This window comes from Burkholderia sp. JPY481 (genome assembly GCF_038900515.1).
GTDB classification, from domain to species: domain Bacteria; phylum Pseudomonadota; class Gammaproteobacteria; order Burkholderiales; family Burkholderiaceae; genus Paraburkholderia; species Paraburkholderia youngii.
The window spans coordinates 87,980-101,731 of record NZ_JAYMRT010000014.1 but is presented as its reverse complement, the minus strand read 5'-3'; the positions used below and the strand labels follow the sequence as shown (position 1 = coordinate 101,731).

At 65.4% G+C, this 13,752-nt stretch carries 16 protein-coding genes; 9 read left to right on the top strand and 7 right to left on the bottom strand.

Annotated features, from left to right (window positions below; genetic code table 11):
* Positions 1 to 14 precede the first annotated feature (14 nt).
* The gene (locus VSR82_RS28190) at positions 15 to 1,082 is read right to left on the bottom strand and encodes an aromatic acid exporter family protein (protein WP_429455515.1); all 1,068 of its coding nucleotides are present in this window, start codon (positions 1,080 to 1,082) and stop codon (positions 15 to 17) included.
* 579 nt (positions 1,083 to 1,661) lie between these two features.
* Between VSR82_RS28190 and VSR82_RS28185 the strand changes: the two genes are divergently transcribed.
* On the top strand, positions 1,662 to 2,417 hold the full coding sequence (locus VSR82_RS28185) for a hypothetical protein (RefSeq protein ID WP_368583649.1): 756 nt from the start codon (positions 1,662 to 1,664) through the stop codon (positions 2,415 to 2,417).
* Positions 2,374 to 3,570: a diguanylate cyclase domain-containing protein gene (locus VSR82_RS28180; protein WP_368583648.1), complete on the top strand. Its 1,197-nt coding sequence runs from the start codon at positions 2,374 to 2,376 to the stop codon at positions 3,568 to 3,570. Before VSR82_RS28185 ends, VSR82_RS28180 begins: the two co-directional genes overlap by 44 nt.
* 12 nt (positions 3,571 to 3,582) lie before the next feature.
* On the opposite strand, the gene VSR82_RS28175 is transcribed toward VSR82_RS28180, so the two are convergent.
* From VSR82_RS28175 to VSR82_RS28165, 3 genes are all read right to left on the bottom strand, one after another.
* Positions 3,583 to 4,233: a glutathione S-transferase family protein gene (locus tag VSR82_RS28175; protein ID WP_429455514.1), complete on the bottom strand. Its 651-nt coding sequence runs from the start codon at positions 4,231 to 4,233 to the stop codon at positions 3,583 to 3,585.
* A gap of 109 nt (positions 4,234 to 4,342) precedes the next feature.
* Positions 4,343 to 5,818: a sodium:solute symporter family protein gene (locus tag VSR82_RS28170; protein WP_368583646.1), complete on the bottom strand. Its 1,476-nt coding sequence runs from the start codon at positions 5,816 to 5,818 to the stop codon at positions 4,343 to 4,345.
* Positions 5,815 to 6,030 (bottom strand): DUF3311 domain-containing protein, encoded by a 216-nt coding sequence (locus VSR82_RS28165; RefSeq protein ID WP_013091742.1) that lies wholly within the window; start codon positions 6,028 to 6,030, stop codon positions 5,815 to 5,817. Before VSR82_RS28165 ends, VSR82_RS28170 begins: the two co-directional genes overlap by 4 nt.
* A gap of 351 nt (positions 6,031 to 6,381) precedes the next feature.
* Here VSR82_RS28165 and VSR82_RS28160 point away from each other — a divergent pair, with 351 nt between their 5' ends.
* The gene (locus VSR82_RS28160; protein ID WP_498858257.1) at positions 6,382 to 7,056 is read left to right on the top strand and encodes a MarC family protein; all 675 of its coding nucleotides are present in this window, start codon (positions 6,382 to 6,384) and stop codon (positions 7,054 to 7,056) included.
* Positions 7,057 to 7,164: 108 nt separating this feature from the next.
* Here VSR82_RS28160 and VSR82_RS28155 read toward each other — a convergent pair whose 3' ends face one another.
* Positions 7,165 to 7,464: a hypothetical protein gene (locus VSR82_RS28155; protein ID WP_368583644.1), complete on the bottom strand. Its 300-nt coding sequence runs from the start codon at positions 7,462 to 7,464 to the stop codon at positions 7,165 to 7,167.
* A 172-nt stretch (positions 7,465 to 7,636) separates the two neighbouring features.
* Here VSR82_RS28155 and VSR82_RS28150 point away from each other — a divergent pair, with 172 nt between their 5' ends.
* The gene (locus tag VSR82_RS28150; RefSeq protein ID WP_368583643.1) at positions 7,637 to 7,882 is read left to right on the top strand and encodes a DUF6723 family protein; all 246 of its coding nucleotides are present in this window, start codon (positions 7,637 to 7,639) and stop codon (positions 7,880 to 7,882) included.
* A gap of 48 nt (positions 7,883 to 7,930) precedes the next feature.
* Here VSR82_RS28150 and VSR82_RS28145 read toward each other — a convergent pair whose 3' ends face one another.
* The gene (locus VSR82_RS28145; protein WP_368583642.1) at positions 7,931 to 8,167 is read right to left on the bottom strand and encodes a hypothetical protein; all 237 of its coding nucleotides are present in this window, start codon (positions 8,165 to 8,167) and stop codon (positions 7,931 to 7,933) included.
* Positions 8,168 to 8,362: 195 nt separating this feature from the next.
* Here VSR82_RS28145 and VSR82_RS28140 point away from each other — a divergent pair, with 195 nt between their 5' ends.
* The 5 genes from VSR82_RS28140 (at position 8,363) to VSR82_RS28120 (ending at position 12,390) form a co-directional block, all read left to right on the top strand.
* A complete protein-coding gene (locus VSR82_RS28140) occupies positions 8,363 to 8,689 on the top strand; it encodes a hypothetical protein (RefSeq protein WP_410849266.1) in 327 nt (108 codons plus the stop codon).
* A gap of 68 nt (positions 8,690 to 8,757) precedes the next feature.
* Positions 8,758 to 8,934, top strand: a complete 177-nt coding sequence (locus VSR82_RS28135) for a hypothetical protein (RefSeq protein WP_176123809.1) — start codon at positions 8,758 to 8,760, stop codon at positions 8,932 to 8,934.
* Between the two features lie 52 nt (positions 8,935 to 8,986).
* A complete protein-coding gene (locus VSR82_RS28130; protein ID WP_410849265.1) occupies positions 8,987 to 9,532 on the top strand; it encodes a cupin in 546 nt (181 codons plus the stop codon).
* A 266-nt stretch (positions 9,533 to 9,798) separates the two neighbouring features.
* Complete coding sequence (tkt, locus tag VSR82_RS28125; protein ID WP_498858256.1) at positions 9,799 to 11,880, top strand: transketolase; 2,082 nt, start codon at positions 9,799 to 9,801, stop codon at positions 11,878 to 11,880.
* 36 nt (positions 11,881 to 11,916) lie between these two features.
* Positions 11,917 to 12,390 (top strand): ferritin-like domain-containing protein, encoded by a 474-nt coding sequence (locus tag VSR82_RS28120; RefSeq protein WP_368583638.1) that lies wholly within the window; start codon positions 11,917 to 11,919, stop codon positions 12,388 to 12,390.
* A gap of 46 nt (positions 12,391 to 12,436) precedes the next feature.
* Here the strand turns inward: VSR82_RS28120 and VSR82_RS28115 are convergent, their stop codons facing one another.
* Positions 12,437 to 13,507: a hypothetical protein gene (locus tag VSR82_RS28115; RefSeq protein ID WP_498858255.1), complete on the bottom strand. Its 1,071-nt coding sequence runs from the start codon at positions 13,505 to 13,507 to the stop codon at positions 12,437 to 12,439.
* Positions 13,508 to 13,752 lie beyond the last annotated feature (245 nt).

The window sequence follows — 13,752 nt, the reverse complement described above, 5'->3', positions numbered from 1 at the left end:
ACGACCCGCGCCGCTCACGCGGTATGCAGCTCGCTCAACCGGCACAGCAGAATCCCGTAGCCGGTCAGATGCCCGAGGTACACGCTCGTAAACACGTTCGACGCGGGCAGGTCCTCGGTCAGCTGACGCAGGTCCTCCATATGCAGAGGCGGCGCGTCGAGCGGCGCAGGCTCGACGCGCAGGTCCGCCGCCTCGGCCAGTTGCCGGTGGGCGCTGACGAGCCGCGCGAGCCGCGCGAGAAACATTTCGCGCCAGCCGGCGTCGAGCGCGGCGAACTGATCGTGAAACGTGTCCATCGTTTCGAGAAAGTTGACCAGCGAATCGAAAGTCTCCTGATAGCACGCGAACACCGGCAGCCGCGCCGCGTTGCGCTTCAGATGCGGCGACACCCACGCCTGCTCGAGGTCGGTCTTCAGCAGCAGGTGCGCCTGCTTCAGGTTCGTGCTCAGCGTGCGCAGCTTCGAGGCTGCCGGCTTGATCTGCGCTTTGTCGAGCTGACCCGCGGCTAGTTGCGCGACGACATCGGTGGCCAGTTCGTTGCCGTCGTTGACGAGCGTGTTCGCCCAATAGCCGTGATCGGGCGGAAACGCGATCTGCTGGATCACGAAGCCGAGGAACATGCCGAGTACCACGCCAATCAGGCGCTGTTCGAGCAGCGGCAGATGTTCGCCGGTATAGAGCACCAGCGTGATCGGCACCGTGATGCTGGTCATCTGGAACAGCGACGGCCGCAGCGCGACGATGCTGAAGATCACCAGCGGCAGCAGCGCCGCAGCCATCCACAGGTGCGGCGCGGTCAGCCAGATCAGCAGCGTGCCGATCGGCATCGCCACCACGTTGGACAACACCCGTTTGTAGAAGTAGCTTCGCGCCGCCGAAATCGAGCTACCGAGCGCCAGCGTCAGCATCGTCGAACCGGCGAGCGGCACGGCCGCGTCGGGAAAGCCGAGCAGGTACGGGATGCCGAAACCGATCCACAGGCCGAGCGTCAGCTTCGTGTACTTGGCGGTTTCTGAAAGAGAAAAGCGCGCGAGCGCGCGGCGCAACGGCGTGAGTGGTTTGTGCTGATACCTGTTCGACATGATTCTCATGCTGACCGATGAGGTGGGCCGGGGCCGCGTCAGGCCGGGCCGGGTGAGGCATGGCGCGCGTTCGCGACATGCGGCAGGTGACCTTACCACCGGGCGCGAACGGCTTTGGGAATTCGCACGGTAGCAGGTTCGCGCGATGCTGCTTAAGGGCGCGCGGCGCTCTGTCTCACGAGGGTTTCAAGCGGCGCTATCGGGGTCGCGCATGAGTGCGCCTTCAGGCCCGCTTGTTGCATGCGAAACGGCGACCGCGATGGCGCGTTTCGCGGAACCCGCGTCGCATCGGGCGTCGCGGTGACGGCGGGCGGGGGGCTGGCTGTCGAGCGATTAGCGGAGTTGGAGTTTTTACCAGCTTTGCGCACTTTTTTGCCAACTCACGCGGTGTCTGACGGCGTCGTTTGAAGCACCTGGAAGCGAGGCGGAAACGCAACGCTGCTGTGTTGTCGGCCGTTCGCGACAGGGTTACATTCATTGAGCATTGCGTGCGGCGGCAGCCCGCGAGCGCGGCTTACGCGGCGGCTCGCCAGTGCGCCAGCTTGTCAGCAGGAAGTGGCATACCCGGAGCGTATTGCGATGGCTACCGATCCCGACGATACCGACTTGCGTCATTCCACCACGGACAGCCGTTCCTCTTTCGAACCCGACGGCACGGACGAATCGGGCGTACCGCCGCCGCGCTTCGGCCGCCTCGCGCTGTGCCTCGCGGCAGCCGGCGCGCTGACCTTCGGCGTGATGGGCACCGTCGCCTACGGTGTCTGGTTCAACCAGGATCAGCAGACCTACGCGGATGCCATCGCGGGCGCACGCCAGGCGCTCGGTTCGTCGGCGCCCGCGGTGCCGACGGTGGCCGTCGCGCACGCGCCGCAGGAGGCCGCCACGCCCGCCACCGCGCAATCAGCCGCGCAGCCCACCGCGTCGGATGTCGCGCTCGCAACGGCCGGCGCGAACGGCGGCTTCGAGGACACCAACCCGGCCGTGTGGTCCGGTCAGATCCACCCGAGTACGCCTGACCCGAATCTCACCGCCGCGCTGGCCGATACGCCGGTCGATGCCTCGGCGGATCTGTCGGCCGGTCTGTCGGACGACCCGCCCACCGCCCCGATTGTTCCGACGCCACCGCCGCGCTCCGTGCGGCACGTCGCGAATTCGACCGCGAAGCCCGCGGGCGGTCAACATGCGAAAGAAACGCGCGTCGCGCAGCAGGAGCGGCGCGCGTCGTCGCAGCACAACGGCGGTCTGTTTGCGCGGATCGGACAGTTCTTTCGACGCGTGAGCTATCGTCAACATGACAACGGCCGACAGCAACGAGATCCCTACTCCCACCCCTGAGCACGCGCTCGCCGGGTCAGCGGGGCAAGCGGGGCTGCGCGGCGCCGCGCGCGCGCGCGCGCCGGTGTGGCGCTTCCGGCCGGGGCCCGCGAGCGTCGCCGTGGCCGCGCTGTTGTGTCTGCTGTTCGGCCTGCTGTATGTGGCGACGCAGATGCGCACGGTGTTTTCCGATCAGCTGAAGCAGGAGTACGCGGGCCTCGTGCTCGAAGCCGTCGAGCGCGTCGACAGCGCGCGCGAACAGTTGGCCGCGTGGAAGCGCATGGCCGACACTCCGGCGAGCCACGACGCGTCGTTCGTGCCGGCCTATGACGCGGCGCGCGCGGAACTCGCGCGGCGTTTCGCGTCGCTCGCGGCGCTCGTCAACGCGAGTCCGTCGCCGGCGCCGCCCATTCCGTCGATGTCACCGACCCAGGCGACGCCCGAAGCCGTCGCGGCGGTGCTCGGCAGCGTCTCGGCCTACTGGCGCGCGCAACGCGATGCGTCGAGCGCCGACGTGCGGCTGCGCGTCGCGCACGTCGCGCGCACGCTGATCGCGCTCGCCGCGTTACTGTTCTGCATGCTGATCACCGCGCTCGGCATGTACGCGAAGCGCAACCGCCAGCTCGCGGGGCAGTCGCACGAGTTCGAACTGGCGTCGCTGCACGATTCGCTGACCGGCCTGTCGAACCGCCGCAAGCTGCTGGGCGCGCTCGACGCCGCCGCCAGGAATGCGCGGACCGCGGCCGTCGAGCCGCGCCTCGCCGTGCTGTATATCGACCTCGACGGCTTCAAGCAGGTCAACGATTCGTTCGGGCATCGCACCGGCGACGAGTTCCTCGCCGCGGTGTCCGAGCGGTTTCGCGCGTCGGTGCGCAAAGGCGATCTGGTCGCGCGCATCGGCGGCGACGAGTTCGCGGTGCTGGTGCGCACCTTCGCCGGCGATGACGAGCTCGCCGAGATCGCGCGCCGGCTGATGGCCTGCGTGGTCGAGACCGACGAGCAGATGGGAATCGGCCGCGTGCGCGCGAGCGTGGGCATCGCGAGCTACCCCGACGACGTCGACGATCACCGCCGTCTGATCGCCGCCGCCGATGCCGCGATGTATCAGGTCAAGCGCGACGGCAAGAACGGCTTCGCGTTCGCGGCGCAGACGGGCAGGGAAGCGACGATGTGAAGCTGCCGGGCGTTACTGAGCTTCGTTGCGCCACTCGGTCAGCTTCTCGCGCTCATTGAGTTCGATGAACGCCGGCCGTGCGCGCAGCCTGCGGATATAGCCCGCGAGATGCGGCCAGCCCACCGTCGCCGGGTGCGGCATGTTGCGGGTCCAGCGCATCAGTACGAGCGCGAGCAGATCGGCGGTGCTGAGCATATCGCCCGCGAGGTACGCGTGGCCGCTCGCGAAATGCGCGTCGAGCCGCTCGCACGCTGTTTCGATGCGGCGTTGCGCGAGCGCGCGCACCGCGTCGGCGCCGGCCGGGTCGCCGTCGCTGCCGGCGTAGAACCAGTCGCGCATTGCGGGCAGCAGCGTGTTCGCGAGGTAGATCATCCACTCGAACCATTCGCCGCGCGCGGCCGAACCGGGCGCGGGCGCGAGCCCGGCGTCGGCGTGGCGCTCGGCGAGCAGCATCAGCAGCGCGGCCGATTCATGCCGGGGCACGCCATCGACGACCAGCGTCGGCACGCGTCCGGCCGGATTCAAACGCAGATAGTCGGGATCATGCTGCTGGCCCGCGTCGATATCGACGAGGCGCGCTTCGAACGGCACGCCCATTTCGAGCAGCATCCAGTGCACGGGCATGCTGGCCGCGCCGGGCGAGTAGTAGAGAACGTAGGACATGTCGGGGCTCCGTGGATCGAGGGATGAGCGGTCGAACCGTGAACCGGAAGAATAAGGGGCTGTCGCCGAAGCGAACAGCCCCTTCAGATGCATCAGCCGTAGCTGTCTTTCAATGCACCGACGCGTGCTTCTCCTGCTCGGCCGCGCTCGGCTGCGTCACCGCGCTGACGATCACGAACACGATCACGTTCACCGCGAGCGCGAGAAAGCCGATGTTGACGTCCTTCAGCGCCTCGGGCAGGAACGGCATCAGTTGACCGACGCTCCAGTGCAGCGTCGTGGTCAGCGTGACCACCGCGACACCCGCGATGATCCCGCAGAACGCGCCTTGCTTCGTCGCGCGGTTGTGCGGGAACAGGCTGCAGATCACGGCCGGGAACAGTTGCGTGACGAAGCTGTAGCCCATCAGCAGCAGCGCGACGATGGTTTCGCCGCCGTTCAGCGTGAAGAAGACCGCGACCAGCGCCACGATAGGCACGAGGACGCGCGCGATCATCGCGACCGATGCATCCGACGCTTTGCGGTTCACCATGCCGCGATAGACGTCGTTGGCGAGCAGCGTCGAGGCCGAGGTCAGAATCATCGATCCCGGCACCAGCGCGGTCAGGATACCGGCCGCGCCGATCACGCCGACGAACCACGGATCGAACGTCTGCAGCGACAGGCGGAACAGCGACAGGTCGATGTCGGCGCCCTTCAGGCCCGGCACGCGCAGCGTCGCCGCGAAGCCGACGAAGAACACGAACAGCAGGATCAGCTGATAGAGCGGCAGGATCGCGGCGTTGCGGCGGAAGATCCGCTCGTCCTTCGCCGTGAAGATCGAACCGAACGTATGCGGCCACATGAAGAAGCCGAGCGCGGTCAGCAGCACCGTCGACTGGAACCACACGACGCTCGAACCGTGCGCCGGGAAGGTCAGGAAGCCGGGACGGGCGGCGTCGATGGTGCGGAACATCGCGCCGAAGCCGCCGTAGTAATGCAGCGGCAGATAGATGCCGAGGAACAGCACGATCGCGAGAATCAGCAGGTCCTTGACCACCGAGTTCCATGCGGAGCCGCGCACGCCCGACACGATCACGTAAGAGGTCACGACGATCGCGCCGATCCAGATCGCCGCCGTCGACGAGATCACGCCATACGACGCGGTCGCGACGATGATGCCGAGGCCCTTCAATTGCAGCACCAGATATGGAATCAGCGCGGCAACGCCGACCAGCGCGACCAGCGTGCCGAGCGCCGGGCTTTCGTATTTGCGCGAGAAGAAGTGCGGCTGCGACACGAGGCGGTGCGCTTTCGCGTAGCGCCAGATCGGCGGCAGCATCCAGTACGACAGGATGTACGCGAGCGTGCCGTACGCGAGGATGTAGTAGACCGGTGCGCCCTTGCCGTACGCAAAGCCGCTGCCGCCGAGGAACGTGAAGGTCGTATAGATTTCGCCGGCCATCAGCAGGAACACGAACGCGGTGCCGAAGCTGCGGCCGCCCACGCTCCATTGCTCGAGGCTCATGTCGTGGCCGCGCCTCGCGCGCACGCCGAGGAACAGCGCGAACAGCGTAACGGCAGCGATGATGACGAGTGCGCTCATGGGCGAACCTCCTCGCCATTGGCGGCGACGCGCCGGTTGGACGGATCGAGGTTGTAGACGATCGCCATGATGATCGCGCTCAACACCACCCACATGACGATCCAGGCCAGCACGAACGGCATGCCGAGCACGATGGGCTCGACCCGATTGACAAACGTAACGCCGACCAGAATGCCGATGAACGGCAACGCGGCAAGTACACGAAGAAGCATGCGGGCAACTCCTCGAACCAGTAGTTATGTGTCGTTGAAATTCCGGCTTCGCTGATGACTGTATGCCGGATGCTTCGCTCCCGTAAAGTCGGTCAAAATAAATGTGAGGTTGCGACCGTTGCAATTGCATCTTTCCCGCGCGGAATGCTGCGGTGCAAAGCGGGACGCGACGTGACGCGCCAGGTATCGCGCGGCTTTTTTACTGGGGCGACTGGCGCGCCGCGATAGGATCTGCGAGCATTGCAGCATTTTCCGGACCGCGCGAGGCGGGCTGGATTCATGACCGGCGCCGCGCCCAGGCGCGAACCCGCGCGAGAACATGCAGGCACACGTAGACACACGGACAAGCACATGGTCGAAAGTCTGATCTCGGACATTATGTTCGGTTTCATTGGCGTGATCAGCATCATCAATCCGTTCGGAGGCGCGTTCGTTTTTTTGGATCGGACCGCATCGTTGACGCTCGACGAGCGCGACGCGCTTGCCCGCAAGGTCGCGATCAACGCCGCCTGCGTGCTGCTGGTGGCGTTCTTCATCGGCACGCCGATCCTGCATTTCTTCGGTATTTCGATGGAGGCGTTGCGCATCGGCGGGGGGCTCGCGCTCGCCGTGGGCGGCTGGCAGATGCTCAATGCACCGGACACGCCGGCCGAGCAGACGGACGTCAAGCGCGTCGATGCCGAGACCGCGAAGGCCCGTGCGTTCTTTCCGCTCACCGTGCCGCTGACCACTGGGCCCGGCTCGATCGCGACCGCGATCGCGCTGTCCGCGAATCGCACGCACAAGCTGTCGGCGTTCGTGATCTCGGGCATCGCGTCGGTCGCGATCACGTTCGCGGTGGCCGTCTGCGTCTATCTGATCTATAGCCGCGCGACCGTGTTGGCGCGCTATCTCGGCGTCGAGGGCACCAAGGTCGCATTGCGGGTGTCGGCGTTCCTGCTGCTGTGCATCGGCGTGCAGATCATCCTGACCGGCGTGTCCGAATTCCTGACTCCGATCGCGACGATGCGGGCGGCCACCCCGTAACGCCGCGTCGCGCGAAGATTCTTCGCATCGTCACGCGCCACCATTCGGTGGTCCCGCTCTGTGTCGCGCGCCGATAGACAGTGAGGTTGTCGTCCAGGTCGGGCGCGCTCATGGCAAGCTTCGATCTCCGTGCAGACGCCGGCGCCATGCGTGCAACGGCGGCGGTGCCGCGGGCGGGTCGCCTTCCGGTGGTTCGTGGGGGTCGCCGAGCGGGTCGTCCGGGACCGGATCGGGGTCGATGTTCGGCGGCGGCGTCTTAGGCGGGATCTCGGGGTCGACCTCGGGCGGCGTCGGCACATGCAGATGCAGATGCGGCGACTGCATCGAAATCCGCGTCAGGGGTCGTGCGTCCAGGTCGAATGTCCCGATTGCACGGGGCGCTTGCCGGCTCGTGTCAGGTAAATCCATCAGGGTCTCCACAAAGTCTTCGTTCAGACGCGCAATGCTCGTGCCGCATGGCGACGGGTGCCGTTATGTGGAACACCACTTGCTGAAACTTCGCACACGCCGCATCGCGATGACCGCGCGCGCCCGGCTCGCATCGGACATCCCCCCGCAAAACACAGGCAGAGGAACGCACATGGCGCGACACAAGGCCGACGTTGCTGACGACGAGTTCGAGATTTTCGCCAGCTATCACGGAACAGGCGACGGCCGATACATAGGTGGACTGAGGGTCGTGAGGAAAGCGGACAGGCGAATTCTGTTTCCGTTCGACGGCGCACCGCAGATCGGCCCCTATGCGACCGCCGACGAAGCTCGCCGCGCCGCGATTGCGTATGGCCGCGAGATCGTCGCGGCCGATCGCGCCGCACCCGAAGGCTGAGCGCGCGCAGCCGGTGTGGTGCTTGTCCCGCAACACGCGCAGACGCGATCAAGGCATCCCGCCGAGCGACGGCGAAATCGTGCTGCCACGCGCGGGATCGTCCGGATGTTCGTCGGGCACGGTGGGGCGCGTCGACAGCGGCGGATGATCGCGATAGCAGGTGTCGACCGGACCCTCGACGAGGCAGTTCTGGAACGCATCGGCGTCGCTCTTTTGCGCGAACGTGTACAGCGTGCGCTCGACTTGCACCTCGGTGTCGGATACGCGAATAGTCGTGATGCTCATGGGGTTCTCCTTTGGGTTCTACTTTTTACAAAGCGAACGTGCCGCGCTACCGCCATCGAAATCGCAATGGCCGTGCCTGTCGCGCTGCACTCGGACTTCGGCGGCAAGGCTCGAATGTTGCTGCATTAACCAGGTGCCCGTTCGAGATGCCGCGTCACAACGCGAATCGACGGCAGAACCCACGAGGAGGGCGTGATGCCAGATCCCCAATCGACCAACACCGACACCCAGCAGCCGGGCGCGACACCAGGCGGCGAGCAGTCCGCGCGGCCAGATCAGCGCGCCGCGCCCGCGGTGTCCGACGAAGTCAAGGCCCGCAACAAACCGAGCGGCACCCACTACGTCGAGCCGAGTCCGCTCGGCATCGAACCGGTCGTGCAGACCGGCGTGGATAAAGCGACCAATCCGCCACGCTCGAGCGAGAGCCCGCGGCACGGCGCCGAAGTGCCGCTCGGCACCGGCGAGCACGCCGAACCGCCGGGCGGCGGCGGGCGCGAATCGCATCGCAAGCAGCCGGGTTGAGCAATGACGCGGTGCGTTGCGAGCCAGCCCGAGCATCCAATCCTTCAACCTTCAACCGGAGAAAGCGCATGCAACCGGACAATTCAACCGAATCGATGAACCCCGGCGACGAAGCGCCGCCCAACACACCAGGCGCGGGCGAAGACATTTGCCGCGCCTGCCACGGCACCGGCAAGGTCGACGGTGCTCGCTGCACCGTGTGCGGCGGCACGGGCAAGGTGCTGCAGGGGATCGGCGGCGGCTAGCCGACGCTGGACCGCCGGTTCGCGGCAACCGCATCACAAGCCAGGAGCAAACATGTTCAACGAGTCAAAGCACGGCTTCGACGCCGCGCAGACCGAATACGAAGCTTTCATGCTGGAACCGCACGACTGGGTGCCGAACAACAGCAAGCTGCCGGTCGTGCTGTACCGGCGCGCGCTGTCGCCCGGCAGCGGCAATCTGCCCGCCGCGTTCGAAATCCTGTTCGAGCGCAATGCATGGCCCGCGCAGTGGCGCAACAGCATCTTCGACTTCCATCACTTTCACGCGACCGCGCACGAGGTGCTCGGCGTGACCGACGCGAGCGCCGAAGTGATCGTCGGCGGACCGGGCGGACGGGTGGTGAGGCTGCATGCGGGCGACGTGCTGCTGCTGCCGGCTGGCACCGGTCATTGTCTGCAATCGTTCGAGCCGCATTTTCAGGTGGTGGCGGGCTATCCGTTGGGGCAGCAGTGGGACATCCGCCGCGAAGCGCTGACGCCGCAGGAACTCACCGACATGCTGGCGCTGCCGTTTCCGCCGCTCGATCCGATCGACGGCAAGCATGGTCCGGTGGTCGAGCTTTGGCTGCAGGCGGCGTGAACTTCGTCGTTCGCGAAGCAGCCGGTCTGTTGCGGGGTGGCGTGCAGAGTTGCGCGGTTAGGCGCATCATCTGTGGGCTTCGCCGCGATTTTCCCGCGCGCTTTCGGCAGTAACTTCGGCACGTGTGCGGTTCCACGTGCGGCTTCGCGTCCCTGGGGACACGCCCGGACGCGCGCGTTTTCCATGTCGACACGATGCGCCGATCCGTCCGCGCGCTCAGCGGTGTGCGTCGGCCGTCTCCCGAATTGCCGAACAAGGAGCGTCCCATGCAAAACGATCCCTCCCTCGACCAGTTGTGCATCAACACGATCCGCACGCTGTCGATGGACGCCGTGCAGAAGGCCAATTCCGGCCACCCCGGCACGCCGATGGCGCTCGCGCCGATCGCCTATCACCTGTGGCAACACCATCTGCGTTACGACCCTGACGAGCCGCTGTGGCCGAATCGCGACCGCTTCGTGCTGTCGGTCGGGCATGCATCGATGCTGCTGTATTCGCTGCTGCATCTGGCCAACGTGAAAGCCGTCGACGAGCACGGCAAGCCGACCGGCGCGCCGGCCGTGTCGCTCGACGACATCCAGCATTTCCGCCAGATCGACAGCAATACGCCGGGCCACCCCGAGTACCGGATGACAACCGGCGTCGAGACCACCACGGGACCGCTTGGCCAGGGGCTCGGCAATAGCGTCGGCATGGCGATGGCCGCGCGCTGGTACGAGAACCACTTCAACCGCGCGGACGCGCCGCTGTTCGATTACCGCGTGTACGCGCTGTGCGGCGACGGCGACATGATGGAAGGCATCTCGCACGAGGCGGCCTCGCTGGCGGGGCATCTGAAGCTGTCGAACCTGATCTGGATTTACGACAGCAACCGCGTGACGATCGAAGGCCATACCGACCTCGCGTACAGCGACGACGTAGCGAGCCGCTTTCACGGCTATAACTGGCACACACTGAACGTCGGCGACGCGAACGACACCGCCGCGTTCGAAAAGGCGCTGATCGAGGCGAAGAGCGTGACCGACCGGCCGACTTTGATCGTGGTCCACAGCATCATCGGCTGGGGCGCGCCGCACAAGCAGGACACCGCGTCCGCGCACGGCGAAGCGCTCGGGGTCGACGAAGTCGCGCTGGCCAAGAAGTTCTACGGCTGGCCCGAGGACAAGTTCTTCTACGTGCCCGAGGGCGTGCACGAACGTTTCGCGCAAGGCATCGGCGCGCGCGGCAAGGCGGCGCGCGAACAATGGCAGGCGAAGTTCGACAGCTACAAGAAGCAGTACGCGGATCTCGCGCGCGAATTCGCGCAGATGCAGGCGCACGAATTGCCGCAGGTCTGGGACAACGACATCCCGAGCTTCGACGCGGACCCGAAGGGCATCGCGACGCGCGAATCGTCGGGCAAGGTGCTCAATGCGATTGCCGCGCGCGTGCCGTGGATGATCGGCGGCGCGGCGGACCTGTCGCCGTCGACGAAAACCAACCTGAAATTCGAAGGCGCCGGCAGCTTCCAGGCGGATAGCTATGGCGGCCGCAATCTGCACTTCGGCATTCGCGAACATGTGATGGGCGCGGTGGTCAACGGGCTTGCGCTTTCGAATCTGCGCGCGTACGGCTCGACGTTCCTGATCTTCAGCGACTACATGAAGCCGCCGATCCGCCTGTCCGCGATCATGGAAGTGCCGGCCATCTATGTGTTCACGCACGATTCGATCGGCGTCGGCGAAGACGGTCCGACGCATCAGCCGATCGAGCAGCTCGCATCGTTGCGCGGCGTGCCCGGCCTCACGGTGCTGCGTCCCGGCGATGCGAACGAAGCGGCCGAAGCATGGCGGGTCGCGCTGACGCAGCCGCATCGGCCGGCGTGCATCGTCGTGTCGCGCCAGCCGCTGCCGACGCTCGACCGCAGCCGCTATGCGTCAGCGAGCGGCGTCAAGCGCGGCGCGTACGTGCTTGCCGATGCGCCCGATGGCAAGAAGCCCGAGGTGATCCTGATGGCGACCGGCAGCGAGCTGTCGATCTGCGCCGACGTGTACGAGAAGCTGAAGAGCGAGGGCATCGCGGCGCGCGTCGTGTCGATGCCGTCGTGGGACATCTTCGAGCGCCAGGACGGCGCGTATCAGGAGTCGGTGCTGCCGGCGGACGTCGAGGCGCGCGTCGCGGTCGAGCAGGCTGCGTCGCTCGGTTGGGATCGGTATACGGGGCGGCTCGGCGCGCAGGTCGTCATGCATACGTTCGGCGCGTCGGCGCCGATTGCGGATCTGAAGAAGAAGTTCGGTTTCACGCCTGATGCGGTGTATCAGGCGGCGAAGCAGCAGATCGAGCGGGTGAAGAAGGGGAAGGGTGCTTGAGCGTGCGGCGACGGTTTGAGTGAAAGGAGAGTTCAAATGGCCGAGATCAATAAGGAGGACGTGGTTGCGGTGCTGAACCGGATTCTCGAATCCGAGTTGGCCGGCGTCGTCCGATATACGCACTATTCGTTCCTTGTTTTCGGATTCGGACGTATCCCGATCAGGGAGTGGTTGCGCGCTCAGGCGGATGAATCGTTGCTGCACGCGCAGCAGGCGGGCGAATGGATCACCACGCTGGGCGCCTATCCGTCGCTGGCGATCGGTCCTCTGCTCGACTCGCATACCTTCGATATCGCTTCGATCCTTCGCGAGTCGTTGCAAGCCGAGAATGTCGCGTTGCAGTTGTATCGCGACCTGCTGGCGCTGGTGGAAGACCGCTCGGTGGCACTCGAGGAGTTCGCCCGTCAGATGATCCACGTAGAAGAGATGCACGCGGGCGAGGTCGACAAGATGCTGCGCCGCCCGGGGGAAATGATGACGTCGGAGGAACGGCAAGCGCCCCGGGCTTGATCGTGGACGGCCCTGTGCGATGAGCGGGGCATCGCAGAGGGGCCGCTCAGGCGTCGCGTTTCGCGTAGATCTCGTAGTCGACGCCATTCGTCACCACTACGCCGGGCTCCGGGTAAGCGGTGCCGAACAGGTAACTCAGCGCCGAGCCGACCGACTTCGCGCCGGCGAGCCGTTCGTAGATGAACATGCCGTAGTTCGGGTCCAGCAGGATGAAGAAGTCACCCGGATGCCAGTAGAGGGCGACTGCGTGTCCAGAGTCTTCGTTGCCATTCTGCATGCCGAACCCGAGCGTCATTGCGCGGCCGATCGACAAGTCCGTCGGCGCGGGGTTCGTCACATCCTCGATCGCCGCTAGCAGTGAACCATACTGCTTCATCGGGCTCTTCTGCAGCAGCGCGATGCCGCCGAACTTCCTTTTCTTCGGAAATTTCGCGTCGATGTTTTTCGTGAAGGCGGCGAAGCTACTCTTGTGAGTGTCCGAGAGTGACGGCGCTGTTGCCTGCACCGGTGCCTCCAGTGCATTGTGTCTCTCCAGGACCCTCTCCGAAAGCTGATCGAGCTGAAGCACTGTGAGCACCGCCGGCGGTGTTTTCAACTGCGGAAAAATCTTCTGCAGCTTGGCGCCGTAGCCGATCTGCACCTGGTGTGCCTCACCGAGGTACATGTGGTCGTTGTAATCGCTAATCAGTTGCTGGTACACGTCAGACATCAATTGATAGTCATTGACGTACTTGTCGTAGGCCTGATCGTAGGCAGCCTTGTTGCTCTGCTTCTGCACATTCGCGAGATCGATGTAGTGGTTGCTGATCTTGTCGAAGCTGGCCCAGGCGTACCCCTGCCGCTTCGCCTGCCCCTGCCGCCGCGTATGGTAGTCGTAGCTTGCCTTGGCGTTGTTCTCCGGGTTGGGGCCGAAGCGCGGCCGCCCGCCCTGCAACACGCGCCGGATCCAGTCCACGCAAACGCCATGACAGTAGCCATTGTCGGGCGAGTAGCCCGCGACTGGCAACGCACCGGTTTTCGCGTTCGCCTTGCGCTGCGGCTCGGACATATTGAAGTTCTCGAGCTGGCCGCGGCCGAGCTCCTTGAGCTGCGTGATGATTGTTTGCCGGTCGGGCATGGTCGGAGTTCCTGAAGAGATAACAGCAGACGAGCTGTGCTCGTGGGTGGTCGGAACGCACCTCAGAGCAGTACATTCAATCCCGAACGGCTAGCTTTAGAAGGGTAATTTGCCAGGACCGGAATGCAAGGTCGACGGCATTGGGGATTTCAGCGGGCTAAATGACGTGTGTTGTGTGGGATCTCGCGCAGACAGAAACGTCCTCGTGGCCAGGTCCAACCCTGTCGCATCTGCAGGAACTGGCC

What these genes read in the sequence shown, in the direction of transcription:
- VSR82_RS28190 (WP_429455515.1), bottom strand. Translation starts at nt 1,082, where the DNA reads ATGTCGAACAGGTATCAGCACAAACCACTCACGCCGTTGCGCCGCGCG.
- VSR82_RS28120 (WP_368583638.1), top strand. Translation starts at nt 11,917, where the DNA reads ATGGCCGAGATCAATAAGGAGGACGTGGTTGCGGTGCTGAACCGGATT.
- VSR82_RS28155 (WP_368583644.1), bottom strand. Translation starts at nt 7,464, where the DNA reads ATGGATTTACCTGACACGAGCCGGCAAGCGCCCCGTGCAATCGGGACA.
- VSR82_RS28175 (WP_429455514.1), bottom strand. Translation starts at nt 4,233, where the DNA reads ATGTCCTACGTTCTCTACTACTCGCCCGGCGCGGCCAGCATGCCCGTG.
- VSR82_RS28115 (WP_498858255.1), bottom strand. Translation starts at nt 13,507, where the DNA reads ATGCCCGACCGGCAAACAATCATCACGCAGCTCAAGGAGCTCGGCCGC.
- VSR82_RS28150 (WP_368583643.1), top strand. Translation starts at nt 7,637, where the DNA reads ATGGCGCGACACAAGGCCGACGTTGCTGACGACGAGTTCGAGATTTTC.
- VSR82_RS28165 (WP_013091742.1), bottom strand. Translation starts at nt 6,030, where the DNA reads ATGCTTCTTCGTGTACTTGCCGCGTTGCCGTTCATCGGCATTCTGGTC.
- tkt (WP_498858256.1), top strand. Translation starts at nt 9,799, where the DNA reads ATGCAAAACGATCCCTCCCTCGACCAGTTGTGCATCAACACGATCCGC.
- VSR82_RS28145 (WP_368583642.1), bottom strand. Translation starts at nt 8,167, where the DNA reads ATGAGCATCACGACTATTCGCGTATCCGACACCGAGGTGCAAGTCGAG.
- VSR82_RS28180 (WP_368583648.1), top strand. Translation starts at nt 2,374, where the DNA reads ATGACAACGGCCGACAGCAACGAGATCCCTACTCCCACCCCTGAGCAC.
- VSR82_RS28160 (WP_498858257.1), top strand. Translation starts at nt 6,382, where the DNA reads ATGGTCGAAAGTCTGATCTCGGACATTATGTTCGGTTTCATTGGCGTG.
- VSR82_RS28130 (WP_410849265.1), top strand. Translation starts at nt 8,987, where the DNA reads ATGTTCAACGAGTCAAAGCACGGCTTCGACGCCGCGCAGACCGAATAC.
- VSR82_RS28185 (WP_368583649.1), top strand. Translation starts at nt 1,662, where the DNA reads ATGGCTACCGATCCCGACGATACCGACTTGCGTCATTCCACCACGGAC.
- VSR82_RS28140 (WP_410849266.1), top strand. Translation starts at nt 8,363, where the DNA reads ATGCCAGATCCCCAATCGACCAACACCGACACCCAGCAGCCGGGCGCG.
- VSR82_RS28170 (WP_368583646.1), bottom strand. Translation starts at nt 5,818, where the DNA reads ATGAGCGCACTCGTCATCATCGCTGCCGTTACGCTGTTCGCGCTGTTC.
- VSR82_RS28135 (WP_176123809.1), top strand. Translation starts at nt 8,758, where the DNA reads ATGCAACCGGACAATTCAACCGAATCGATGAACCCCGGCGACGAAGCG.